Source organism: Arthrobacter sp. C9C5, from assembly GCF_013359735.1.
In the GTDB taxonomy this organism is placed as follows: domain Bacteria; phylum Actinomycetota; class Actinomycetes; order Actinomycetales; family Micrococcaceae; genus Arthrobacter.
The window spans coordinates 1-23,679 of the sequence record NZ_JABFMX010000024.1 but is presented as its reverse complement, the minus strand read 5'-3'; the positions used below and the strand labels follow the sequence as shown (position 1 = coordinate 23,679).

26 protein-coding genes are annotated in these 23,679 nt (G+C 68.5%); 17 read left to right on the top strand and 9 right to left on the bottom strand.

What is annotated here, in order from left to right; translation table 11 throughout:
- Positions 1 to 50 precede the first annotated feature (50 nt).
- Complete coding sequence (locus HNO80_RS16185) at positions 51 to 1,442, bottom strand: SLC13 family permease (RefSeq protein ID WP_175323876.1); 1,392 nt, start codon at positions 1,440 to 1,442, stop codon at positions 51 to 53.
- 132 nt (positions 1,443 to 1,574) lie between these two features.
- Between HNO80_RS16185 and HNO80_RS16180 the strand changes: the two genes are divergently transcribed.
- Positions 1,575 to 2,276 carry a FadR/GntR family transcriptional regulator gene (locus tag HNO80_RS16180; protein WP_175323875.1) on the top strand — a complete coding sequence of 234 codons (702 nt, stop codon included), beginning with the start codon at positions 1,575 to 1,577 and terminating at the stop codon, positions 2,274 to 2,276.
- Between the two features lie 87 nt (positions 2,277 to 2,363).
- Here HNO80_RS16180 and HNO80_RS16175 read toward each other — a convergent pair whose 3' ends face one another.
- Positions 2,364 to 2,615: a DUF2630 family protein gene (locus HNO80_RS16175; protein ID WP_175323874.1), complete on the bottom strand. Its 252-nt coding sequence runs from the start codon at positions 2,613 to 2,615 to the stop codon at positions 2,364 to 2,366.
- Between the two features lie 232 nt (positions 2,616 to 2,847).
- Here HNO80_RS16175 and HNO80_RS16170 point away from each other — a divergent pair, with 232 nt between their 5' ends.
- Both HNO80_RS16170 and HNO80_RS16165 read left to right on the top strand, forming a co-directional pair.
- Positions 2,848 to 3,414, top strand: a complete 567-nt coding sequence (locus HNO80_RS16170) for a type 1 glutamine amidotransferase domain-containing protein (RefSeq protein WP_175323873.1) — start codon at positions 2,848 to 2,850, stop codon at positions 3,412 to 3,414.
- 143 nt (positions 3,415 to 3,557) lie between these two features.
- The gene (locus HNO80_RS16165; RefSeq protein WP_175323872.1) at positions 3,558 to 3,971 is read left to right on the top strand and encodes a VOC family protein; all 414 of its coding nucleotides are present in this window, start codon (positions 3,558 to 3,560) and stop codon (positions 3,969 to 3,971) included.
- 66 nt (positions 3,972 to 4,037) lie between these two features.
- Here the strand turns inward: HNO80_RS16165 and HNO80_RS16160 are convergent, their stop codons facing one another.
- Positions 4,038 to 4,286: a hypothetical protein gene (locus HNO80_RS16160; RefSeq protein ID WP_175323871.1), complete on the bottom strand. Its 249-nt coding sequence runs from the start codon at positions 4,284 to 4,286 to the stop codon at positions 4,038 to 4,040.
- A gap of 138 nt (positions 4,287 to 4,424) precedes the next feature.
- Between HNO80_RS16160 and HNO80_RS16155 the strand changes: the two genes are divergently transcribed.
- The 3 genes from HNO80_RS16155 (at position 4,425) to HNO80_RS16145 (ending at position 6,413) form a co-directional block, all read left to right on the top strand.
- Positions 4,425 to 4,772: a cupin domain-containing protein gene (locus tag HNO80_RS16155; RefSeq protein WP_175323870.1), complete on the top strand. Its 348-nt coding sequence runs from the start codon at positions 4,425 to 4,427 to the stop codon at positions 4,770 to 4,772.
- A gap of 160 nt (positions 4,773 to 4,932) precedes the next feature.
- Positions 4,933 to 5,733, top strand: a complete 801-nt coding sequence (locus HNO80_RS16150; RefSeq protein WP_175323869.1) for an alpha/beta fold hydrolase — start codon at positions 4,933 to 4,935, stop codon at positions 5,731 to 5,733.
- Positions 5,730 to 6,413, top strand: a complete 684-nt coding sequence (locus tag HNO80_RS16145) for an esterase/lipase family protein (RefSeq protein ID WP_349627380.1) — start codon at positions 5,730 to 5,732, stop codon at positions 6,411 to 6,413. Before HNO80_RS16150 ends, HNO80_RS16145 begins: the two co-directional genes overlap by 4 nt.
- A gap of 13 nt (positions 6,414 to 6,426) precedes the next feature.
- On the opposite strand, the gene HNO80_RS16140 is transcribed toward HNO80_RS16145, so the two are convergent.
- Positions 6,427 to 7,161, bottom strand: coding sequence for a GAF and ANTAR domain-containing protein (locus tag HNO80_RS16140; protein WP_175323868.1), 735 nt, complete (start codon positions 7,159 to 7,161; stop codon positions 6,427 to 6,429).
- 311 nt (positions 7,162 to 7,472) lie between these two features.
- On the opposite strand from HNO80_RS16140, the gene mgtA reads away from it, so the two are divergent.
- From mgtA to HNO80_RS16125, 3 genes are all read left to right on the top strand, one after another.
- On the top strand, positions 7,473 to 10,220 hold the full coding sequence (gene mgtA / locus HNO80_RS16135; RefSeq protein ID WP_175323867.1) for a magnesium-translocating P-type ATPase: 2,748 nt from the start codon (positions 7,473 to 7,475) through the stop codon (positions 10,218 to 10,220).
- Between the two features lie 101 nt (positions 10,221 to 10,321).
- A complete protein-coding gene (locus tag HNO80_RS16130) occupies positions 10,322 to 11,683 on the top strand; it encodes a phosphoribosyltransferase family protein (RefSeq protein ID WP_175323866.1) in 1,362 nt (453 codons plus the stop codon).
- The gene (locus tag HNO80_RS16125) at positions 11,680 to 12,093 is read left to right on the top strand and encodes a DUF302 domain-containing protein (RefSeq protein ID WP_175323865.1); all 414 of its coding nucleotides are present in this window, start codon (positions 11,680 to 11,682) and stop codon (positions 12,091 to 12,093) included. Before HNO80_RS16130 ends, HNO80_RS16125 begins: the two co-directional genes overlap by 4 nt.
- A 163-nt stretch (positions 12,094 to 12,256) precedes the next feature.
- Here the strand turns inward: HNO80_RS16125 and HNO80_RS16120 are convergent, their stop codons facing one another.
- The 4 genes from HNO80_RS16120 to HNO80_RS16105 all read right to left on the bottom strand — a co-directional run bounded on the left by HNO80_RS16120 (position 12,257) and on the right by HNO80_RS16105 (position 14,518).
- Positions 12,257 to 12,517 carry a DUF6480 family protein gene (locus HNO80_RS16120; RefSeq protein WP_175323864.1) on the bottom strand — a complete coding sequence of 87 codons (261 nt, stop codon included), beginning with the start codon at positions 12,515 to 12,517 and terminating at the stop codon, positions 12,257 to 12,259.
- 116 nt (positions 12,518 to 12,633) lie between these two features.
- Positions 12,634 to 13,311: a hypothetical protein gene (locus HNO80_RS16115; protein ID WP_175323863.1), complete on the bottom strand. Its 678-nt coding sequence runs from the start codon at positions 13,309 to 13,311 to the stop codon at positions 12,634 to 12,636.
- Positions 13,308 to 14,057 carry an SRPBCC family protein gene (locus HNO80_RS16110; RefSeq protein WP_217501004.1) on the bottom strand — a complete coding sequence of 250 codons (750 nt, stop codon included), beginning with the start codon at positions 14,055 to 14,057 and terminating at the stop codon, positions 13,308 to 13,310. The genes HNO80_RS16115 and HNO80_RS16110 overlap by 4 nt, the downstream gene beginning before the upstream one ends.
- Entirely contained in the window at positions 14,054 to 14,518 is a 465-nt protein-coding gene (locus HNO80_RS16105) for a universal stress protein (protein WP_175323862.1), read from the bottom strand. Before HNO80_RS16105 ends, HNO80_RS16110 begins: the two co-directional genes overlap by 4 nt.
- Positions 14,519 to 14,664: 146 nt before the next feature.
- Between HNO80_RS16105 and HNO80_RS16100 the strand changes: the two genes are divergently transcribed.
- Together HNO80_RS16100 and HNO80_RS16095 are read left to right on the top strand one after the other, a co-directional pair.
- Complete coding sequence (locus HNO80_RS16100; RefSeq protein ID WP_175323861.1) at positions 14,665 to 15,537, top strand: NAD-dependent epimerase/dehydratase family protein; 873 nt, start codon at positions 14,665 to 14,667, stop codon at positions 15,535 to 15,537.
- A gap of 42 nt (positions 15,538 to 15,579) precedes the next feature.
- A complete protein-coding gene (locus tag HNO80_RS16095; protein ID WP_175323860.1) occupies positions 15,580 to 16,611 on the top strand; it encodes an aldo/keto reductase in 1,032 nt (343 codons plus the stop codon).
- Between the two features lie 80 nt (positions 16,612 to 16,691).
- Here the strand turns inward: HNO80_RS16095 and HNO80_RS16090 are convergent, their stop codons facing one another.
- The gene (locus HNO80_RS16090) at positions 16,692 to 17,426 is read right to left on the bottom strand and encodes a FadR/GntR family transcriptional regulator (RefSeq protein ID WP_175323859.1); all 735 of its coding nucleotides are present in this window, start codon (positions 17,424 to 17,426) and stop codon (positions 16,692 to 16,694) included.
- 134 nt (positions 17,427 to 17,560) lie between these two features.
- Here HNO80_RS16090 and HNO80_RS16085 point away from each other — a divergent pair, with 134 nt between their 5' ends.
- From HNO80_RS16085 to HNO80_RS16060, 6 genes are all read left to right on the top strand, one after another.
- The gene (locus HNO80_RS16085; protein ID WP_175323858.1) at positions 17,561 to 18,850 is read left to right on the top strand and encodes an ABC transporter substrate-binding protein; all 1,290 of its coding nucleotides are present in this window, start codon (positions 17,561 to 17,563) and stop codon (positions 18,848 to 18,850) included.
- 147 nt (positions 18,851 to 18,997) lie between these two features.
- Positions 18,998 to 19,963 carry a carbohydrate ABC transporter permease gene (locus HNO80_RS16080; RefSeq protein WP_249777406.1) on the top strand — a complete coding sequence of 322 codons (966 nt, stop codon included), beginning with the start codon at positions 18,998 to 19,000 and terminating at the stop codon, positions 19,961 to 19,963.
- Positions 19,960 to 20,850, top strand: coding sequence for a carbohydrate ABC transporter permease (locus HNO80_RS16075; RefSeq protein ID WP_175323857.1), 891 nt, complete (start codon positions 19,960 to 19,962; stop codon positions 20,848 to 20,850). The genes HNO80_RS16080 and HNO80_RS16075 overlap by 4 nt, the downstream gene beginning before the upstream one ends.
- Positions 20,851 to 20,857: 7 nt before the next feature.
- Positions 20,858 to 22,006 carry a galactonate dehydratase gene (gene dgoD, locus HNO80_RS16070; RefSeq protein WP_175323856.1) on the top strand — a complete coding sequence of 383 codons (1,149 nt, stop codon included), beginning with the start codon at positions 20,858 to 20,860 and terminating at the stop codon, positions 22,004 to 22,006.
- A gap of 5 nt (positions 22,007 to 22,011) precedes the next feature.
- Entirely contained in the window at positions 22,012 to 22,686 is a 675-nt protein-coding gene (locus tag HNO80_RS16065) for a bifunctional 4-hydroxy-2-oxoglutarate aldolase/2-dehydro-3-deoxy-phosphogluconate aldolase (RefSeq protein WP_175323855.1), read from the top strand.
- Complete coding sequence (locus HNO80_RS16060) at positions 22,683 to 23,657, top strand: sugar kinase (RefSeq protein WP_349627379.1); 975 nt, start codon at positions 22,683 to 22,685, stop codon at positions 23,655 to 23,657. Before HNO80_RS16065 ends, HNO80_RS16060 begins: the two co-directional genes overlap by 4 nt.
- Positions 23,658 to 23,679: the final 22 nt, after the last annotated feature.

Genomic DNA, 23,679 nt, shown 5'->3' with positions numbered 1-23,679 from the left:
CTTTCAGTTCCAGGGTGTGCGGTGTGTGCGCCGTCGTCGGCCGGGGGCAGCTACATCCAGCCGGGGACTACCATGACAAGCCAGGCGATGGCCGGCCCGGCGACGACGACAATGCCGCTGTAGGCGAGGATCTGCTTGTAGAACTTGTCCTTGTCCACGTCCTCCGGAGCGTTGGCCAGGACCAGGGCGCCGTTGGTGGAGAACGGCGAGACGTCCACGATCGTGGAGGAGACGGCGAGCGCGGCGATGACGCCGATGGCGCCGATTTCACCGCTGGCCAGGAACGGGACTGCCAGCGGGATGAGGGCGGCCAGGATGGCGGTGGAGGACGCGAAGGCGGAGACGATGCCGCCGATGTAGCAGATCAGCAGGGCCGCGAGCAGGGGCATCCCAAGGTCGGCGACGCTGTTGGAGACGAACTTGATGGTGCCGGCCTCTTCGAGCACGCCGACGAAGGTCAGCATGCCGCAGATGAGCAGGACGGTGGACCAGCTGATCTTGTTCACTGCCCCCTTCTGGGCCTCGGGTGAGACCAGGGCCAGGATGATGGCGATGGTGATGGAGACGAATCCGACGTCGACCTTGAACCCGAGTGAGATCACGGCCAGCGCGATCAGGCCGAGGACGGTGATGAGCTGCGGTACGGTCGCCCGGGCACCGGCAGAGGTGGTGGCGGTACTGTCGGTAGCCGAATCCGCGCTGCTGCCCTTGGCGGACACGCTGGCGGGGGAGATGTCAGAACCGGAGCCCTGCAGGGTGACGCCGGCCGCGCGGGCGCCGACGCTGACCTTCATGCGGGTCTCGGCCGCCTGCTCGATGAGCCGGCCGGTCTTGGAGGAGAGCAGCTTGTTGCCGCCAAGGACAATGAACAGCACGAGCGCGATGACGAGGTTGAAGAAGAAGCTCGCCAGGAAGATAGCCATCGGGCTCGCCGCAAGGTCCGTCTTGGCGATGATGCCGTTGACCGTGACGCCGTAGACGGCGATCGGGGAGAATCCGCCTGCCTGGGCGCCGTGGATCACCATCATGCCCATCATCAGCGGGTTGATCTTGTGCTTCGCGGCGAAGCTCAGGGCGATCGGCGCGATGATGGCGACGGCGGCCGGGGAGAGTGCGCCGACGGCGGTGATCAGTGCGGTGATGGCGAACATGACCCATGGAATGAGGGCGACCTTGCTGCCCACCATCCGCACGGCGCCCCGGACCAGAAGGTCGATGGTGCCGTTGTTCTGCGCGATGGCGAAGAGATAGGTCACGCCGACGATCGTCAGGAACAGCCCGCCGGGGAAGTTGGCCAGGATGTCGTTGGTGGACATGCCGAGGAAAACCGAGCCAAGCAGGAAGGCGCCGACGAAGGCCAGCGCACCCATGTTGAGGGGCAACACCGTGGCCAGCAGGAACATCACCGCCAAGACGATGATGGAAAGCACGGGAGCGGACATCTTTGTTCCTCCGGGGGAATAGTGTGACGTGGATTACAGGACTACTGGCCTAGCCTCTTAGACAGTAGGTGAGTTTGTCAATACGCCTCCGGGATAGGATGGGAGCGTCGCTACGTCGGGAGGATGTTCAAGATGGCAAAGAAGTCTGAGGTCCCGGAGCTTTCCCGTGTGTCCAGGCCGCGTCTGTACGAGCAGCTCGTGGCGCAGCTCCTGGACTTCATCGAGTCGGCCCAGCTGGGCCCGGGCGACCTCCTGCCCGCCGAGCGGGACCTGGCCGAACGGCTCGGGGTCTCCCGCGCCACGCTGGCCCAGGCGCTCGTGGCGCTGGAGGTGCTTGGCGTGATTGACGTCCAGCACGGCACCGGAGCCGTCCTGGTCTACCGCCCCAACGTCCCCGCGGTGATCAAGGGCCTGCGCGAACACCGCAGCAGGCTTCCCGAGATCGTCGAGGCCCGCAGCACCCTGGAGGTCAAGCTCGCCGAACTGGCGGCCGCGCGGCGGACGGACCAGGACATGCAGGCGATTGACGCGGCCATTGACGTGATGGCCGAGGAGGTGGCCGCGGGCTCAAAGGGCGCGCGGGGTGATGAACTCTTCCATCAGGCCGTCACGGCCGCCGCCCACTCTGCGGTGCTGGGCCAGCTGATGGCCTTCATTGCCGAAATGATCCTGGAAACCCGGCTCGAATCCCTCGGGCAGCCGGGGCGTCCCGAGCAGTCCATTGCTTCACACCGGAAAATTGCGGATGCCATCCGGGCGAAGGATGCCGCAGGTGCCGCCGAAGCCATGATGGCCCACATCGACATGGTGTCCGACGTCGACCTGCTCAAGTAGGCGGGGAGTCGGCGGGGGCTGCCGCGACCTCCGCGGGGTAACCGGGGTTCGACGAGGCGACGCCGCCGGGAACCGGGGCTGTGGGGACTAGCCGTTGTAGCCCTCGACCTGCGTGACCGGACGGGCCTCCGCATCGTCGGGATTCTCGCCGTATTGCCTCTTGGCCCGCCGTTGACGCAGCAGGTCCCAGCACTGGTCGAGGTCCTCTTCGAGCTGCCTGAGCCGCAGCCGGTCCGGAACGTGGTCGTGGTCGGCGCTCGCGGACTCGGCCTGTTCCCGGAGCTCACGTTCCTCGTCCACAAGGGCGGTGATGCGCTGGAGAATATCCCGTTCGTCCATGGTGTCCTACTTCCTGCGGTCCTGAAGCTGTGGATATACGCCAGCGTAATCACGGACGTGCGTCGTGACCAGAGGGCTCCCAGTGGGCGGACCCCGCCAAATCCACCACATAGTCAGCTTGCTTATTATTTCCCTGTTTCCTAGAGTTGACTGGGTAAGGCACCAATCTCTCCGCGTGGGACATGAACGGCCGAACGGCTGCTGGACCCTCGCGCTGGCTAGAGGAGGACACATGTCGGAACACAACATTGCAGGCAAGAAGGTCGCGTTTCTGCTGACGGACGGCGTCGAGCAGATCGAGCTGACCAGCCCGTGGAACGCGGTCAAGGACGCGGGCGGCGAGCCCACCCTCGTGGCGCCCAAGAGCGGAAAACTACAGGGCTATGACGGCACGGAAAAGGGTGAGACCTTCGACGTCGACCTCACCGTCGACCAGGCCAACGCCTCCGACTTCCATGCCCTCGTGATTCCCGGCGGCGTCGTGAACGCCGACCACCTCCGGGTGGACAAGGGTGCCCAAGCCTTTGCCCGCGGCTTCTTTGAACAGCACAAGCCGGTGGCCTCGATCTGCCACGGCCCCTGGTTGCTGATCGACGCCGGAGTGGTGAGCGGACGGAACCTGACCTCCTACCACACGCTCCAGACCGACCTGAAGAATGCGGGCGCCAACTGGACGGATGAGGAAGTGGTGGTGGACCAGGGCCTCGTGACGAGCCGGAACCCGGACGATCTGCCGGCGTTCAACGACAAGCTGCTCGAAGAAATCGCCGAAGGGGAGCACGCCGGCCAGACCGCCTAGGCGGCCGCCGTCGGGAGCGGCCCCGCTGAAGCGGGCCCTATGAAGTGTGTCCGGTTTCGGGCAGGATATGCCTGTACGCTGCGCCGGTGCGGGCGTTTCCCTTCGCCCGCACCGCCGCCACCCGCTACCAAGGAGTCCCGGATATGAGCACGCTCAACCCCTACCTTGGCTTCCGCGACAACGCGCGGGAGGCCATGACCTTTTACCAGTCCGTGTTTGGCGGGGAGCTGAATATGAGCACCTTCGCCGAGTTCCAGGCCAGCGAGGACCCGGCCGAGCAGGACAAGATCATGCACGCCATGCTGACCGGCGAGAAGGGGCTGGTGCTGATGGGCGCCGACACCCCGAACAGCATGGACTACACCCCCGGCAACAACTTCTCGGTGTCCCTCAGCGGCACCGACGAGGCCGAATTGCGAGGCTACTGGGACAAGCTGTCCGACGGCGGCACCGTGACGATGCCGCTGGAGAAGGCCCCGTGGGGGGACACCTTCGGCATGTGCAAGGACAAGTACGGGGTGGACTGGCTCGTCAACATCGCGCCCGCCGCCCGCTAGCGAGCCTCCGCAGCCGGGCCTCGCCGTGTGAGTGAGGCCCGGCATTCCGTGATTCCGCCAGTTGTCCTAGTCCGGGCTGGTGTCGGTAGTGAGGCCGCGGTCGTCCGCAGCCTTTTCGTCCTGCTCCTCAGCCGGACCCGGCACCTTGTGCGTGTCGCCTTCTCCGGGTGCGTGGCCTTCCGATGCCTGGCCCTCTGCTACGTCCGACGGGGTCTCCGCACCGTGCGCGGTCCCGCCTTCGCGGGGGACGGGCTTTCCGCCCTCGTGCACCCCGTCGCTCACAATGTCTTCCGGTTCGATCGGCTTGTTGCTCATGCGGTCCTCCGATGCTGGCCTGCGCGGGACTTCCACCCCGCGATCTCCCACCCCAAGTTACAGGGGGCGCCGCACCGGCGTACAGGCCGGCCGCAGCACGCTCTGGCGCGCCACGTTCGCCGGGACTAGAGTCTCGCCATGGACCAGGATCCGGTGGCGACGAACCCGGGCTTATACCGGGTGGTATTCGAGAATGAACGGGTGCGCGTGCTGGAATACACGGACCAGCCCGGGGAAAAGACCGTCGAGCATTCGCATCCCGACAGCGTGATGATCACGCTCAGCAGCTTCCGCCGCCGGCTCTCGGCCCACGGCCGGGAGGCCGACGTCGAACTTCCCTCCGGGCTGGCGCGCTGGCTGCCCGCGCAGTCCCACTCGGGCGAGAACACGGGCGACACGGAGACGCACACAATCTTCGTCGAGCTCAAAGAGGCTGCCCCGGGGCGGGAAAGCGCTGAAGAGCCCCTCGGTCCCGCGCCCAGCTAGCGGCGCCAGCCCCATTTCGCCGTTTCGACGGTTCCCCGCGCACACGACGTTCCCGCGCTATGGGCCGGCAGGGAACCGTCGAAATGGGTCCGGGGCGTCCGGCCCGCCCCCAGCATCTGTCAGTATGCTTACTAGACACTGAACAGAAACGAGACCCACCATGAGCAGGCCCGTGCGGATCGAGGTCGAGGCCGCTGGCCATCTGGGCCACGTCTTTGCCTCCCGGCGGCCGGCCGGAGCGGAGGCGGCTGCACCCGCCGTCGTGCTTCTCCACGGGATCGGGGCCTCGCACCGCTACCTGCGCCGCCTGCACGGGCTGCTGGCTGACTCCGTCGACACGTTCTCGATCGATTTGCCGGGCTTCGGAGCCACGCCCACGCCGGAGCACACGCTCACCGTTGCGGAGCAGGCCACCTACCTCCTTGGCGCGCTCGAGCAGCTTGGAGTGCTGGAGTTCGTGGTGGTGGGGCACTCGATGGGTACCCAGTTCGCGGTGGAAGCCGCCCTGCAGCAGCCGCAGCGGATACCCCATGTGGTGCTGATGGGTCCGGTGGTCAATGACCAACGGCCGACCGTGGCGCAACAGGCCCTGGCGCTGGGCCGCGACTGCCTCTTCTTCGAGAGCCCGTCCTCCAACGCCCTGGTTTTCACCGATTACCTCCGCTGCGGACCGGGCTGGTACCTGAAGAACCTGCGGATCATGATGGACTACCGCCTCGAGGAGCGGATCGGCGCCGTGAGCGCCCCCGTCCTCGTGCTGCGGGGCGCGAACGACCCGGTGGCCCCGGTGGACTGGTGCCGGCGCCTTGCCGCCCGGGCAGCCACCGCACAGTTCCTGGAAATCGGGGGTACCGGGCACGTGGTCCAGCACAACCGCGCCGTCGAGGTTGCCGGCTCCATCCTCGCCTTCGCCGGCATCGCAGCCGATGAAAGCGAAGCGCCGCGAGGATTCACCGCGTGAGCACCCTCGTCCAGATTGCCGGCTGGTGGGCCCGGGACTATGCCTACGCCGTCGGCCGGCAGCTGCGCAGTGCGGTTTCCAGCGTCAGTCCCGACGAATTCCTCAGCGGCACCGGACGGCCCGTTGTCGTCATCCCCGGCATCTACGAGGACTGGCGCTTTATGCTGCCGCTGATCCGGGAGCTGCACGAGGCAGGGCACCCGGTGCACGTGGTGACCGTGCTGCAGCGCAACCGGCTCGCGGTACCGAAGGCGGCGGCACTGATCGCCGACTACCTCCACCAGCGGGACCTCAGGGACACGATGATTGTGGCGCACAGCAAGGGCGGGCTGATCGGCAAGTACACGATGATGTTGCTGGACCAGACGCGGCGCATCACCCGGATGGTGGCGGTGTGCTCCCCGTTCTTGGGTTCCCGCTACGCGAGGTACATGCTCCTGCCCAGCCTGCGGGCGTTGTCGCCGCGCAACGGGGTCACCTTGCAGCTGTCCCGCGAGCAAAGCGTCAACGAACGCATCACCTCTGTCTACGGCCTCTTCGATCCGCACATCCCGGAGGGCAGCGTTCTTCCCGGAGCCCGGAACGTCCAGCTGGATACCGGCGGCCATTTCCGGATCCTTGCCGACGAGGGCACCATCCGCGCCGTGCTGGCTGAAGCGGGCGCACCGTCCCCGGTGTGAGGGGCCAGGGAGCCTAGTCCTCGAAGTGGGTCCGGGTCGGGCCCTGGCCCAGGCCGTCAACGATCGCGGAGGCGACGGCGTGAAGCTTGACGTTGCGTGTGCTGGATGCGGTCTTTAGCAGCTCGAAGGCCTCGGCCTGGCTGCACCGGTTCTGCGCCATGATGATGCCGACCGCGACGTCGATCGCGGTGCGCGTCTCCAGCGTCGCCTTGAGGTTGTCGGCCGTCTCGCTGAAGTGCGCGAAACGCACGGCCAGCCCCAGCGCCATGGTCGTCTGTCGCACGAAGATGCTCGCCAGCTCCTGGGCGCGTTCGTCAAAACGGTCGGGACGGTGTGAATACAGGTTCAGCGCGGCCCGGGTTTCGCCGTCGAGCAGGAACGGTACGGCCAGAATGGAGCGCATGCCGTGCTCCCGGACCATTGCGGCGCACTGCGGCCAGCGCGTCTCATCGTCCAGGTCGGCAATGTAGACCGTTTCCTGTTCGCGGGAGGCCGTCACACAGGGGCCGTCGCTGAAGCCGTACTGGATTTCGTCCATGGCCTGCGCAGCCGCACTGCTGCTGGCCACGGTGGCGGCTTTTCGTTGCCGGAGCAACGTAATTCCACACAGGACTTCGTCGCCGGGCTCGGAAAGGCTGCGCGCCGAGACCCGGGCTAATTCGCCGAGGAATTCCTCCACGTCGGCGCTGTTCAACACGAGCTGATGCAAGTGCTGGTTGATCGATGTTGCGGTTGACTCGCTTACCACTATTCCTTGATGCCGTTTCGCTCGGGTCGAATCGAACCGGCGAGGCGGAACGCACCACAGCAGCGAAAGAGGGCAGTGGTAGCGGCAGCGAAGCCGGATCGAAGAACTATCCAACGGCCTTCTGCTAAACCGTACCTGGACAAATTATATACAAGACTTTGCGGCCGTTTTGTCGGGACATTCGTCGGATCCCTTGGCTGGATTCGCCGGGGGCCCGGCAGCCCGACCGCGAGCCTTTCCCGACCCAAATGACTCCCGGCGGCTCCCGACGTAGTCTTAGCGGTATCTCGAGGTAGTCGGACGGATTCTGTATGTCACAGCTCGAAACCAGGGAGTCCGCCTCCCCGCCGCTTACCATCGCGGACGCCGCCGGCGCCGAGGCGGTCACGGTGCTCGCCCGGCTGGGGTCAGCTGCCGGCGGCCTAAGCGAAGCGGAAGCGGCGGAGCGGCTTGCCGTGCTGGGGCCGAACGCGGTCCGCACGCACGAGGCAAGCGGCTGGTCCGTGCTGGGCCGGCAATTCCGCAGCCCCATCCTGATCCTGCTGCTCGTCACCGCCGGGCTCTCGCTCTTCCTGGGGGACGCCACCAACTCGATCGTGATCGGCGTGATCCTGCTCGTCAGTGTGGGCCTGGGCTTCAGCAACGAATTCCGTGCCGAACGCGCCGCCGAGGCACTGCATTCGCGCGTCACGCATACCGCCGTCGTGCTCCGCGACGGGACCGCCCGCGAAGTGGCCGTCACCGCCCTGGTGCCCGGCGACGTCGTGCAGCTGGGCCTGGGCGCGATCATCCCGGCCGACCTGCGCCTGCTGGCGGTCAAGGACCTGCTCTGCGACGAAAGCATCCTGACCGGGGAGTCGCTGCCGGTGGGCAAGGATCCCGCGCCGGTGCAGGGCGGCGCGGCGCTGGGGGACCTGACGTCCTGCCTGTTCATGGGCACCGTCATCCAGTCCGGCAGCTGCACCGGGGTGGTGGTGGCGACCGGCGGCCGGGCCGAATTCGGCCGGATCGCTCTCGGCCTGGGCGAACGGCAGCCGCAGACCGAATTCCAGCTCGGACTCAAGCGGTTCTCCTTCCTGCTGCTGCAGGTGGCCATCGGGCTCACCTCGCTCATCTTCATCGCCAACCTGCTGCTGCAGCGCCCGGTGATCGAGTCGCTGCTGTTCTCCCTGGCCATCGCCGTCGGAATCACCCCGCAGCTGCTGCCCGCCGTCGTCAGCACGAGCCTGGCCACCGGCACCCGCCAGCTGGCCAAACGCAAGGTGCTGGTCAAGCGGCTGGTCTGCATCGAGGACCTCGGCGACATGGACATCCTGGTCACGGACAAGACCGGAACCCTGACGGAGGGCCGGATCAGCTTCACGGCGGCCCTGCCGGTGGCGGCCGGCGTGTCCGCGGAGGAGCTGTTCAGCCTGGGGCTGCTGGCCACCGAGGCGGACTACGCGGAGGCGAAGCGGTCCGTCGTCGGGCAAAACCCGCTGGACGCCGCGCTCTGGCAGTCCCCGCAGGCGGCGGCGTTCGAACCTTCGCGCTACGAACGGCTAGACCTGATCGACTTTGACCACCAGCGCCGGCGGACCAGCGTGCTGGTCCGCGACGCGGGCGGCCCCGCCCGGATCATCACCAAGGGCTCGCCCGAGGACGTCCTGGCGCTGTGCGGCGCCACGCCCGCCAAGGTCCAGGCCCTGCTGGACGAACAGTTCGACGCCGGCTCGCGCGTGGTGGCCGTGGCCACCCGGGGCGCCGCCGGCATGGAGGACATGTCGCCGGAGGACGAGAAGGAGCTGGTCCTAGCCGGCTTCCTGGTCTTCCTTGACCGGCCCAAGGCGAACGCGCGGGAGTCCCTGGACCGGCTGGAGGCGCTGGGAATCACGGTCAAGATTGCCACCGGGGACAACGCCAAGGTGGCCGAGCGGGTCTGCGACGAACTCGGCGTGCTCTCCGGCGGGACCATTACCGGCGCCGAGGCGGAGGCGATGTCCGACCCGGAGCTGAGCGCGGCCGCCCGCGAGGCCAGCATTTTCGCCCGCGTCTCGCCGGAGCAGAAGGCCCGGATCATCCGGCTGCTGCGCCAGAGCGGCGGCGCGGTCGGGTTCATGGGCGACGGCGTCAACGATGCGCTCGCGCTGCACCAGGCCGACATCGGCATCTCCGTGGACAGCGCCACCGACGTCGCCAAGGACGCCGCCGACGTCGTGCTGCTGGACAAGGACCTCGGCGTGCTGGCCGACGGCGTCATGGAAGGCCGGCGGATCTTCGCCAACACCATCAAGTACGTGCTGATGGGCACCTCGAGCAACTTCGGCAACATGTTCAGCGCCGCAACGGCCTCCGTGGTGCTGAGCTTCCTGCCGATGCTGCCTGGGCAGATCCTGCTCAACAACCTGCTCTACGACACCGGCCAGCTGGCCATCCCGGGGGACCGGGTGGACAAGGAGCAGCTGCTGGCACCGGCGCACTGGAACATCTCCTTCATCCGGCGCTTCATGTTCCTCTTCGGCCCCATCAGCTCGGTGTTCGACTTCGCGACGTTCGCCCTGATGCTCTTTGTCTTCGACGCGGTGCCGGGGGAGTTCCGGGCCGGCTGGTTCATCGAGTCGATCGCGACCCAGACGCTGATCATCTTTGCGATCCGGACCCGCCGGGTGCCCTTCCTGCGAAGCCGGCCCTCGCTCGGACTGCTCGGCGCGTCGCTGGGCGTGGTGGCGCTGGGGGTCTTCCTTCCGCTGTCCCCGCTCGCCGCGGTCCTGGGCTTCGATCCGCTGCCGGTTCCGTTCTTCCTGGCCCTGTTGGGCATGACCGTGGTGTACCTGGTGCTGGTAGAGCTGGCCAAACAGTGGTTCTTCTCCCGGGCGGCGCAGCAGCCCGCCGCGCCGGTGCTGCCAAGGGTCCGGCGCCGGGGCAAGGACCACCATGTGGCCCGCCGCGCCGCACGCTTCAGCACCACGGAGCCGGCCACCCGGCACGCACGCAGGGCCCCGCTGGCACCCCGCCGGAGACGGCCGGCCCGGCGCAAACGAAACCGGGTACAAGGGCCCTCACATCCCGGGAACTCCTGACGGATAGTGGGATGAAACGGCCAACTTGGTCCGATGCCCGGCCTGCGGAGCGCAGTGCCGGATGAGCCCGGCGGCCGGCGCCCGATTGGAAAGCCAAGACGATGAGCATTTTTGAAGACAGGGTTGACGCCGGGCGGCAACTGGGGCGGCGGCTGGCGGATCTGCGCGGGAAGGACATCGTGGTCCTCGGCCTGCCCCGCGGCGGCGTCCCGGTCGCCTTCGAGGTGGCCGCGGCCCTGGACGCACCGCTGGACGTGATTGTGGTGCGGAAACTGGGGCTGCCCTACCAGCCCGAGCTTGCCATGGGGGCGATCGGCGAGGGCGGCGCCAGGGTGCTGGAAGAGCATGTGCTGGCGCAGTCGCGGGTCAGCGAGCAGGAACTCCAGGCCGTCGAGGACCAGGAGCGGGCCGTGCTGGAGAACCGGGTGGCGCGGTTCCGGAAGGGCCGCATGCGCCAGGACCTGACCGGCCGCATCGCGGTGATCGTCGACGACGGAATCGCCACCGGATCCACCGCCCGGGTGGCCTGCCGGATCGCCCGCAAACTGGGTGCCGCCCGGGTGATCCTCGCCGTGCCGGTCGCGCCGGCGGACACCCTGGCGAGCCTGAGCGAACCCGACGAGGTGGTCTGCCTGGCCACGCCCCGGCACTTCGCCGCCGTCGGATACCACTACCGCGACTTCTCACCCACCGAAGATGACGAGGTGATCCAGCTGCTCGACGCCGCCGCCCGGCGCCTGAAGGATTCGCCGCGGCCGGCCGGGTCGACGGCGGTCTCCGAGGATCCGGTGGAATTCGACGAAGAGGTGGAGATCCCGTCCCGGGGTGTCCGGCTCCAGGGCCATCTGCACCTTCCTGTGCCGGCCCGCGCTGTGGTGGTGTTCGCCCACGGGAGCGGCAGCAGCAGGCACAGCCCGCGGAACCGCTTCGTGGCCAGCGTGCTCCAGCGCGCCGGGCTGGGCACGCTGTTGCTGGACCTGCTCACGCCGGGGGAGGAGCGCAACCGCGCCAACGTCTTCGACATCGAGTTGCTGGCGCGCCGGCTGTCCTCGGCCACCGACTGGCTCGCCACACGTGAGGACACCGCCTCCTGCGCCATCGGTTATTTCGGGGCAAGTACCGGGGCGGGCGCCGCGCTGTGGTCCGCCTCCGAACCCTCCGCCCGGATCGCCGCCGTCGTGTCCCGCGGCGGACGTCCCGACCTGGCCGGCCCGAGGCTTTCCGCCGTCCGCGCGCCGACGCTGCTGATCGTGGGCAGCTTCGACTACGAGGTGCTGGAGCTCAACCGCAAGGCCAAAGCCATGATGCGGTGCCCCAACCAGCTGGCCGTGGTCCAGGGCGCCACGCACCTGTTCGAGGAGCCCGGCACGCTGGCCGCGGCAGCCATCCTGGCCAGGGACTGGTTCGCCAAGTACCTCCTGCCCGTGACCGAATCCACCCCACCCGCCAGGAGTGAGCCATGAGCTACACCTACACCGCCGTCCTCCCGCTGAGCTGGGCGGACGCCGTCGAGAAGACCCGTGCCGCCCTCGCGGGCCAAGGCTTTGGGATTCTCTCCGAGATCAACGTCCGCGCCACCTTTGCCGCCAAGCTTGGCGAGGACGCCGCCCAGGCCCTGGGCGACTACGTGATCCTCGGGGCCTGCAATCCGCAGCTGGCGAGCCGCGCCCTGGCGGCCGAGCCGGAGATGGGCGCCCTGTTGCCGTGCAATGTGGTGGTCCGGCGCGGCCCGGCCGCCGCCGATACGACGGTGGACGTGATCGACCCGCAGACCATGGTGCAGCTCAGCGACAGCCCCGCGGTCCGTGAAGTGGCGGACGACGCCGGCACCCGGCTCCGCGCCGCCCTGGCCCAGTTGTCGCCGGGCGCCTAGGTGGGCGGGGTTCGCGGCTAGGCCGAGGCCTGCGACGTTCCTGCCCGGTTCTTCCGGTCCGCGGCTGGGGGCTGCCCCGCCCAGCGCGGAACCGCGGCCCACGTGGGGCCCCGGCCGCCAGCAACTGGGCTGGAACGCGTCGGTCAGGCCCAGTAGGGTGCCTTTACTCGCTGTGGCCCTGGTCGCGGCTCATCTGGCCCTCCGCCGGCGGCGTCTCACCTGGCGGAACACCCCCGCCTGGCTCCAGTCCGGTAATTTTGCCGCTGAGTGGATCGGGGTTGGGCGAAGCTCCCTGGTCGGCGGTCTGGGGCTCCTGATCGCCGTGCTGCGCCGCGTTCGGCACGCTCTGCAGACGCGCGGAACCGCCACCCGGTTTTGGCGGATCGGGGTTGGCCGGGTCATTTTCCGGATGGTACGTGCTCATGGTTATGCCTTCCCTAGTTTCGGTAACTCTGGACGCTTAATAAGCATGCTGATCATCCTAGCCGTCCGGACGTGAATCCGGCCATAAAGGCCAACGGAGGCCGGAGGAAGGAGCTCCTAGGCGCCGTGGGTCTTGTGCTGCCCGTGGTGGCGGGCGCGGAACGCGTAGACCAGCAAGGCGATCCCGGCCAGGATCATGGCGGCCGGGAGGGCGTATTCCGCTGCGATGAGCACGGCCGTCGCCTGCAGAGCGAAGGCCACTCCCAGCACGGCGAGGACGGCAGCCGGAACCAGGGGCCACTTCATCCGGCCGGTGTGATCGGCCGTCCGGACCGGGACAAGGGAAAGCAGTCCGAAGGTGGCCGCCAGGCCGAGGAACAGGACGGCGGCCAGAGGTGTGCCCTGCAGTTCCTGCGGGAGGGCCACGACGATGGCAAGGGTGAACATCACCCCGCACGGGATCAGGGCCCACCAGTTTGCCCGTTCGCGCAGGTAGACCGCGGCGAATCCGGCCGCCATGAACAGGAAAAGGAAGGCGCCGCCCGCGCGGCCGTCCGTGAGTTGCGTGGCGGTGATGACCGCGGCCAAACCCAGGAACACCGAGCCGGGGATTGCCGCCCACCAGTTCTCCCGGCCCCGGATGAAGAGGGACAGGAACAGCACGCCTACCGCGGCGAAGATCAGCGGCGCCAGATAGGCGGCGCTCTCGACAATGCCGAGCAGGTCCAGCAGCAACAGCACACCGACCGTCATCAGGACAATGCCGGCGACAATGCTGGTCCTTGCCGATCTCACTGCGGGCCTCCCCGGCGGCGCCTGCTGCGGGGCCGGCGCCGCTCGACGCGGGAGCGGACCCCCAGCAGCATCCGGCGCTCCATCAGGAACTGCAGCGGTTCAAGCACGACGCGCAGCGGGATGCCCAACGGCAGCGGCGAGTAGTCATAGCGGGTCCGCGAGAGCAGCCGGGTGCTTCGGGCACCGAGGGGCTGCAGCACGAAGGTCCAGCCCAGCTCAAGGCGGGGGCCGGCCACGCGGCGTCCCTCCGCTGCGGGATGCCCGGTGATGTGCCCGGTGCGCGGGTTCATGGTGCCGCCCAGGGCCAGCACCGCCCCCGGTTCGAGCCGCCGGACCGGGATACCGCCGCCGGGGGCGAGCGGAATGGTGTCTCCGACAGAGAGCTGTTGAAATTCCGGCAGGATCCGATCCGTGCTGTGCATGCCCAGCCCCACCGCATTCTCCAAGGCGTCATAGCTGTACATCCCGCCGCGGCCGGCCCCCAGCTGGACGAGCCACGGCCACACGACGGCGGGCGGCGCGGCGATGTTGACGGCCCGCGTGCTTTGCAGGCGCGCGGTGGGTACCAGTTCATCGCCCGGCAGGGGGCCGGCCGCTTCCTGAGTGGTCGCTCCCCAGCGCAGCAGGCGGGGCCGTACGGCGAGGACGTAGCCTGCGGCCGCTGCCGCGGCAGCCAGCGCCGCGAGCGGCCCTTTCAGTCGGGCCCGCAAGCGGGGCGCGGCCGGCACGGTGCGGCCTGCGTTCATTCGGCCGGCTGGCCTTCGCCGGCCTCCTGGCCGACCACCAGCACCGGGCAATGGGCGTGGGCCGCGCAGGCGCCGCTGACCGACCCCATCACCTGGGCGAGGAAGCCGCCCTGGCCGCGCCGTCCCACCACGAGCAGTTGCGCGTCCTTGCTCTCCTCGATCAGCACCTTGGCCGGCGGCCCGAACTTGATCTGCCGGGTCAGCCGCTCCGGGCGGGAGTTGCCGAAGGCCCGTTCCAACGACTGTTCCACCAGGCGCTTGGCAGTCTCCTCGAGCTCGCTGGGCGAGGCGGTGCGTTCTTCCGGCAGGTGGGACGCGAGGAAGAAATCCGAGGTGCCCAGGCACGTGATGACCTCCAGCGGGGCGTTCAGGCTGGTGGCCATGCGTCCGGCGAGCCGGAGTGCCGTTGTTGAAAACTCGGAGCCGTCCACGCCCACGACTATCCGCTGATCTCCGCTCATGGCACCCACCCTGCCCCGTCACCACGGCAGTGCCTAGGGCCAAAGGTCACCGCAGCGGCGCGCCCGGCGGGTGCGGGGTGCACCGTGGACGCCGTCCGATCTAGGGTGGAGGGACGGCAACCGCCCCGACGACCGAGGAGACCCTGATGAGAATTGCAGTTACCGGAGGAAGCGGAAAGCTCGGCAGGAACGTGGTCCGCAGGCTCATCGACGACGGCCACCAGGTCACCAACCTGGACCAGACGGGCGAGCGGGAGCACGGATTCACCCGGGTGGACCTGCGGGACTACGGGCAGGTCGTGGATGTCATCCTCGGCCTGGATGACCGGCATGAAGGCTTCGACGCAATCGTGCACCTGGCCGCCATCCCGGCCCCCGGCCTCGCCCCGGACGCCGCAACCTTCGAGAACAACATGCAGGCCACCTACAACGTGTTCCAGGCCGCGCGCCGGGCCGGCATCAAGAAGATTGTCTACGCCTCCAGCGAGACGGTGCTGGGACTGCCGTTCGACGTCGACCCTCCCTACATCCCGGTGGACGAGGAATACCCGGCCCGGCCGGAAAGCACCTACTCGCTGGTCAAGCATCTCGAAGAGCAGATGGCGATCCAGCTGACCCGCTGGGACCCCACGCTGAGCATTACCGGCCTGCGGTTCTCCAACGTGATGGACCCGGAGGACTACGAGGAGTTCCCGTCGTTCGACGCCGATGCCTCGCTGCGCAAATGGAATCTCTGGGGCTACATTGACGGCCGCGACGGCGCTCAGGCCGTGGCGCGGGCGCTGGAGCACGGCAAGCCGGGCTTCGAGGCCTTCATCATCGCCAACGAGGACACCGTGATGAGCCGCCCCAGCAGCGAGTTGGCCGCCGAGGTGTTCCCCAACGTCAAGGTGGTCAAGGAACTCGGCGAGCACGAGACGATGCTCTCGATCGACAAGGCCAAGCGGCTCCTAGGTTACGCCCCGGAGCACAGCTGGCGGACCTACCACTCGAACCGGACGACGCCGACAGAGGACTAAAGCGTCCCCGGCCAATCCACCGACCGACCACTGAGGAGTTCCATGCAATACCGCACCCTGGGCAACAGCGGCGCCGTTGTCTCCAACTACGCGCTCGGCACCATGACCTTCGGCGCCGAGGCCAGCGAGGAGCAGTCCCGCGCCATCCTGGACGCCTACTTCGAGGCCGGCGGCAACTTCATCGACACCGCCGACGTTTACAGCTCCGGGGTGTCGGAGGAAATCATCGGCCGGTGGCTGGCCGACCGGCCCGAGCTCCGGGACCGGGCCGTCGTCGCCACGAAGGGCCGCTTCCCGATGGGCCAGGCACCCAACGACGTCGGGACCTCCCGCCGTCACCTGGGCCGGGCGCTGGATGACTCGCTGCGCCGGCTCGGCGTTGAGCAGATCGACCTTTACCAGCTGCACGCGTGGGACCCGGTGACTCCGCTGGAGGAGACCCTCCGGTTCCTGCACGACGCCGTCAGCAGCGGCAAGATCGCCTACTACGGCTTCTCCAACTTCCTGGGCTGGCAGCTGACCAAGGCCGTCCACGTAGCCAAAGCCCACGGCTGGAGCGCGCCCGTGACACTGCAGCCGCAGTACAGCCTGCTGGTCCGCGAGATCGAGTCGGAAATCGTTCCGGCCTCGCTCGACGCCGGGATCGGGCTGCTGCCTTGGTCGCCTTTGGGCGGCGGCTGGCTGTCCGGCAAGTACAAGCGCGACCAGCCGCCCGCCGGCGCCACCCGGCTCGGTGAAAATCCCAAGCGCGGGATGGAGGCGTGGGAGGCACGCAACGGTGACCCGCGGACCTGGGACGTCATTGACGAGGTGCAGGAAACGGCGGGGCGGCACGGCGTGAGCCCGTCCCAGGTCGCGCTGGCGTGGCTGGCGGACCGGCCGGCGGTCACCTCGGTGATCCTGGGCGCGCGGAACACCGAGCAGCTCGCGGACAACCTGGCGGCAGCAGACCTCCGGCTCACCGACGCGGAGATGGATCGGCTGACCGAGGTCAGCCAGCCCCGGGTCGGCGTCTATCCGTACGGGCCCATGGCCCAGGAGCAGCGCAGCCGGAAGCTCGAGGGCGGGCGCTAAAGGAACAACGCGGGGTCACCTCGAGCCCTGGAATCCGCCCGGCCCCCGCCTGGGCCGTAGCTGGCCCCGCGTCGTGGTTCTTACGCCGGACCGCCCTGGTGGCTGGACCAGATGTCGCCGATTTCCTCGGTGGACTGCTCCACGATCCGGCGCATCGCCGCGTGCGCGGTGTCCATCTCGCCGCGCTGGATGGCGCTGGCCACGTCCACGTGCAGCTGGAGCGCCTCGTGCTGCGGCAGGTGCGGCATCAGGCCGTGCTCGGTGCGGCCGGTGAGGACCTCGGCGACCAGGTTGTGCAGCTGCGAAAACATCGGGTTCCCCGAGGCCCGCAGCACGGAGGCGTGGAACTCGATGTCGAGCCGCAGGAACTCGTCCTGGTTCCCGCGCTGCCCGGCCGCCCAGAGCCGCGCGGCCTGGGCGACGAGATCGCTGCCGGTGTCCCAGGACGCCCGTTCGGCCGCCAGCCGGGCCGCCTGCGGCTCGATCGCGCCGCGGAGTTCGTTCAGCGCCCGCAACTGGTCCACCCGCCTGGATGAGGCCAGCCGCCAGCGGATCACCTGCGGGTCGTAGAGGTTCCAGGACTCCTCCGGCTGCACCACCGTGCCCAGCCGGCGCCGGGATTCCAGCATGCCCATCGAGGAGAGCACCCGGGTGGCCTCCCGCACCACGGACCGCGAGACGCTGTGCTGCGCCTCCAGTTCGTCCAGACGGAGGATCGAGTGCGGCGCCAGGCTCCCCTCGGCAATAGCGAGCCCCAGGGTCTGGACGAGCACGGAGTGCAGGTCTGCTGAAGACTCCGCCTTTGGGGTTTGCATGAATAAATCATACGGGTGGGCGCAAGGGGTTGTTTAAGTCTGCTTTATTTCTCTAAGATCGCTCCAGAGCAGATGTAAAGATGCATCCGCGGGTGGCTGGAGCCTGATCCGGCCCTGAAGACAAGGGAGTCGTAATGAAGCGACGTTCAATTGTGAAGTACGCGGCCGTAGCCGCGGCGCTGTCGCTCGGGCTGACCGCCTGCGGCGGCGGTGGCGGCGACGCCAAGGCCGCCGGCACGGTCCGGGTCACGCTGGCCAACCACGTATGGACCGAGGGCATCAAGGCCGCCATTCCGGAATTCGAAAAGGCGAGCGGCCTCAAGGTCGAACTCACCCAGCTCGGCGAAGACCAGCTCTCCGACCAGTACAACGTCAAGCTCAACGCCGGCAGCGACGAAATCGACGTGATGATGTACCGCCCGCTGCAGGAGGGCAAGGCGTTCGCCAAGAACGGCTACCTCGCGGACCTGACCAGCAAGGTCTCCTCGGACGCGAACTGGGACTGGAAGGACTACCAGGAAGGACCCGTCAAGGCCACCACGGTGGACGGCAAGGTCGTCGGCGTCCCGATCATCACCGAGCGCGAAGTCCTCTACTACCGCAAGGACCTGCTGCAGGCCGCCGGCGTCCAGGTCCCCAAGACCATGGACGAGCTCGAGGCCGCCGCCAAGAAGATCGCCGCGTCCAACCCGGACACCGCCGGCTTCGTGGCCCGCACCGGCAAGTCCGCGGCGGTGACCCAGTTCTCCAGCTTCCTCTACAGCTTCGGCGGTGACTTCACCGACGCCAGCGGCAAGTCCGCCGTCGGCAGCGACGCGGCCAAGAAGGCCTACTCCTTCTACGGCGGCCTGATCAAGAACTACGGCCCGAAGAACGTCAGCACCGACATGAGCTGGCCCGAGGCGATGGCAATCTTCACCCAGGGCAAGGCCGCCTTCTACACCGAGGCGGACTCGCTCTACAAGAACGCCACCGATCCGGCCAAGTCCAAGGTCGCGGACAAGGTCGGCTTCGCCCAGCTGCCCGCCGGTCCCGCCGGTTCCAAGCCGTACAACATCCCGTCGTGGGGCCTGGCCGTCAACCAGGCGTCAAGCAACCAGGACAACGCCTGGAAGTTCATCCAGTGGGCCACCAGCAAGGAACGCACGCTGGCAGCACAGAAGGCCGGCGTCCCCGGTCCGCGTGCTTCGGTCTGGGCCGACCCTGCCGGAACCTCCACCTACCCGAAGGACCTGGCCGAGGCCATCGCCGCCAGCGCCAAGGCCGGTGTAGGCCACGACCGCCCCGAGGTTGTCACCGTAGGCAAGGCCCGCGAGATCGTCGGCGCCCCGATCGTCGCCACCATCACCGGGGGCGACGCCTCGGCAGCGGCTGATACGGCCAACGACGCCTTCCAGAAGTTCCTGGACAGCGAAAAGAAGTAGCGCTCCGGCGCCCCGCGCCTGACGCAAACTGCGTCGCAAACTGTGACGCGAACTGCCTGACGCAACACTGCCCGGCGGGACGGCTGCCCAGCCGCCGTCCCGCCGCGGCCACGCTCTTCACTTCACCCCCAACTCCTTAGGTGAACCATGTCTGTACTGAACACCTCCCGCGGCGACACCACCCGCGGCGCCGGCCGCAGCGCGGCCCGCACGCCCGGCCCGCGGGAGAACTTCTCCGCCTGGGCCAACCGGCACCGCAAGTGGCTCTTCGCCGCGCCGGCCATGATCTTCGTGGGCGTCCTGATCATCTTCCCTCTGGCCTGGACGCTGTACCTGAGCCTGACCGACTCGCAGGGGTCGGTCCGCGCCGCATCCGAGTTCATCGGCCTGGAGAACTACGTCACGGTGCTCTCCGACGTCGAACGGTTCTGGCCCGCCGTCGGCCGCACGCTGTCCTTCACCGGCGTCGCCCTGGTCTGCGAGGTCGTTCTGGGCATGGGCATCGCCCTGCTGCTGTGGCGGCCCTTCCGCGGCGAAAAATGGGTGCGGGTCGCCATCCTGCTGCCGCTCGTCGCCACCCCGGTGGCCGTCGGCATGATGTGGCGGCTGATCTTCGACCCGAACATCGGCTTCGTCAACCAGCTGCTCGGCATGATCGGCATCCCGCCGCAGCCGTGGCTGTCCGGCCAGGACACCGCCCTGGGCACCACGATCTTCATGGACATCTGGCAGTGGACCCCGATGGTCGTGCTGATCCTGCTCGCCGGCCTGACCTCGCTCTCCGAGGAACCGGACGAGGCCGCCCGGATGGACGGCGCCAACGCCGCCCAGCGCTTCTTCTTCATCACCCTGCCGCTGATGATGCCGACCGTAATCGTCGCCATCCTGCTGCGCGGCATTGACGCCCTGAAGACCTTCGACATCCTCTACGCCACCAAGGGCAAGGGCGGCGGCTCCTTCCACGAGGTGGAGACGCTCAACGTCTACGCCTACGGCCTGAGCTTCGACTACAACCAGTACGGGCTCTCCTCCGCGGTGCTGATCCTGTTCTTCATGATCATCATCGGCACCATGTGGCTGCTGACCATGCGCAAGAAAGCGGTAAGCAAATGACCGTCCAGACCCAAGACACCCAATCCCGGACCGCTGCCACCCGGCAGGCACCCGCCCCGCGCCGCCGCAAGCCGCTGGCCACCCGCGCCTACAAGGTGTTCCGGGTCGCCGCGCTGGTCGCCGTGGTGCTGTTCCTGATCGCGCCGCTGATCTGGATGCTGCTGGCATCCTTCAAGACCAACGTGGACATCTACGACACGGCCAAGTCGTTCGTCTTCACCCCCACCGGTGAGAACTACGCCAACGTGCTGCAGCGGAACAACTACTTCGTCTTCATCTTCAACAGCTTCTGGGTGGCGTTCGTCTCCACCGCACTGTCGCTGGTCCTCGGCGTCCCGGCGGCCTACGCGATGAGCCGCTTCACCATGCACCGCTCTGCCCTCGTGGTCCTGATGGCCCGCGTCATCCCGGGCGTCTCGCTGCTGGTGCCCTGGTACTACGTCTTCTCCAACCTGAAGATGGTGGGCGGCTTCGAGGTGCTGATCCTCAGCCACATGTTCGTCGCGCTGCCGCTGATCGTCTACATCATGATGAGCTACTTCGATTCGCTGCCGCTGGAGCTGGAGGAGTCGGCCCAGGTCGACGGCCTCACCCCGATCGGCGCGTTCCGCCGCATCACCTTGCCGCTGTCCGTCTCCGGCATCGCCACCGCCGGCATCCTGTCCTTCATCTTCTCGTGGAACAACTTCATGTTCGCCCTGGTGCTCTCCGGCTCCAAGACCAAGACCCTGCCGGTGGCGATCTTCGACTTCGTCTCCTACGCCAGCATCGACTGGGGCGGACTGATGGCGGCCGCCACGGTGGTCACCATCCCGATCATGATCATTGCGCTCTTCACGCAGAAGTACATCGTGTCCGGCCTGACCGCCGGCGCGACCAAGGGCTAGGCAGCACATGACACGCATCAGCAGGATTGAAACCTTCCTTGTCGCGCCGCGCTGGCTCTTCGTCCGGATCGAGACCGAGAGCGGGATCGTCGGCTGGGGCGAGGCCAGCTGCGAGGGCCGCAGCGAAACCGTGCGCACCGCCGTCCACCAGCTCTCCGAGCTGCTGATCGGCAACGACGCACTCCGGATCGAGGACCACTGGCAGGTCATGACCAAGGGCTCCTTCTACCGCGGCGGACCCATCCTGGCCAGCGCGGTCTCCGGCCTGGACCAGGCCCTCTGGGACATCGCGGGCAAGCACTTCAACACCCCCGTGCACCAGCTCCTGGGCGGCCACGTCCGCGACCGGATCCGGATGTACGGCTGGGTGGGTGGGGACGAGCCGAACGAGGTGGCGGACCAGATCAGCGCGCAGCTGGAGGTCGGACTCACCGCGGTGAAGATGAACGCCAGCGGCCGGATGGGCCCGCTCGCCTCGGTGGCGGAGCTCGACGGCGTGGTCCGCCGGGTCGCCGCAGCCCGCGAGGTGCTGGGGGACCACCGCGACGTCGCCGTCGACTTCCACGGCCGCTTCAGCCTGGCCAACGCACGGCGCGTGGCGCCGCTGCTGGAACCGTACCGGCCCTTCTTCCTCGAAGAACCCGTGGTCCCGGAAAACACCCACCTGCTCCGGGAGTTCACCTCCTCGACCACGACGCCGGTCTCCACCGGCGAGCGGCTCTACAGCCGGCAGGAATTCCTGCCCGCGCTGCAGGCCGGCATCGCCGTGGCCCAGCCGGACCTCTCGCACGCCGGCGGCATCACCGAGGTCCGCAAGATCGCCTCGCTCGCCGAAATCTACGAGGTCCAGCTGGCCCCGCACTGCCCGCTCGGCCCGCTGGCGCTCGCGGCTTGTCTGCAGGTGGGCTTCGCGACGCCCAACTTCCTGATCCAGGAGCAAAGCATCGGCATCCACTACAACCAGGGCGCCGAGGTCCTTGACTACGTGCTGGACAAGAGCCCGCTGAAATTCGTAGACGGCCACATCGAACGGCTGACCGGGCCGGGCCTGGGCATCGAGATCGACGAGGCCGTGGTCCGCGCCGCGGACAAGCGCGGCCACGCCTGGCGCGGACCGGTCTGGCGCCACCCCGACGGCGCCTTCGCAGAATGGTGAATGACATGACATCCGAGCCCACCCCCGACCAGCTGCTGGCCGGAATCCGCGAGACCCGCCTCGTGGCGATCGTGCGCGGCACCGACGGCGGGGCCGCCGCCAACGCTGCCCTCGCGGCCATGCAGGAAGGCTTCCGCTACGTCGAGATCGCGCTGACCACCCCGGACGCGCTGGCGGCGATCCGCACGGTCCGCGCCGCCGCACCCGCCGGCTGCTTCGTCGGGGCCGGCACCGTCCTCACCGCCGCGGACGTGGAAGACGTCGCCGACGCCGGCGGACAGTTCATGGTGACGCCCTCGCTCGCCAGCTCCATCCAGGAATCCGCCCGCCTGGGGATCCCCGTTTTGGCCGGGGCTCTCACCCCCAGCGAGGCCTACGAGGCGATGAACCGCGGTGCCACCGCGGTGAAGCTCTTCCCCGCCTCGATCGGCGGTCCCGGCTACCTCAAGGCACTCCGCGACCCCTTCCCCGGCATCCCGTTCATCGCCGTGGGCGGCGTCGGGCTCGACGAGGCAGCCGGGTACTGGGACGCCGGCGCGATCGCCGTCGGACTCGGCGGCCCGCTGTTCGGCGACGCCGGCTCGGGCGGGAACCTTGCCCCGATGCGCGAACGGGCCCGCGCCTTCGTCGGCCTGGCGTCCGGATACGGCCGGCGGATGGCCACGGAGCCTGCGCGGTGACCGTCGACCTGCTCACCCTGGGCGAATCGATGGTCTCGCTGCGCTCCGCGGGGCCGCTGTCCGCCGGCTGCAGCCTCGGCATGCACGTGGCCGGGGCGGAGTCCAACGTCGCCGTCGGCGTCGCCCGGCTGGGTCGCAGCGTTGCCTGGGCCGGCGTCGTCGGTGCGGACCCGCATGGTGAGTTCATCCTGCGGCAGTTGCGCTCCGAGGGCATCGCGGTGCAGCACCGGGTGGATGCGGCCCGGGCCACCGGGGTGATGTTCCTGGAGCGGCGCACGGCGGACATCAGCCGGGCCTACTACTACCGGGCCGGTTCCGCCGGATCCACGATCAGCCGCGAGGACGTGGACCGGGCCTTCGCCGCCGGCCCGCGCGTCCTGCACCTGACCGGTATCACCGCCGCCCTCAGCCCGGATGCCCGGCGTGCCGTCGAATACGCGGCCGCGCGCGGCGCAGCCGAGGGCCTGGTGGTCTCCCTCGACGTCAACTACCGCAGCAAACTGTGGTCCCGTGACGAGGCCCGCGCCGTCCTCACCCCGCTCGCCCGGCACGCCAGCGTCCTGGTGGCCTCCGACGACGAACTCGGACTGGTCGCCGGCAGCGGGGCGGCCGGCAGCGGGGCAGCTCCCGAAGCCGCCGAACTGGCCATGGCCGCCGAGCTCCTGGACCGCGGTGTCCGGGAGGTCGTGGTCAAGCGCGGCGCAGCTGGCGCCGGGGTCCACACCGCCGTCGGCCGCTGGGAGGCTCCCGCCGTCCCGGTGACCAGTATCGACACCGTGGGAGCCGGGGACGCCTTCACCGCGGGCTATCTTTCCGCCCTGCTCGACGGCGGCGACGTCGCCGCCCGCCTCAAGCGCGGCACCCTCGCCGGCGCCTTTGCGGTCAGCACCGCCGGTGACTGCGAGGGCCTCCCCAGCGCCGCGGAACTGGCGCTGCTGGATACCGCCCCGGACGGAAGCACCCAGCGCTAAGACCCCCGCCCCGGAACCATCC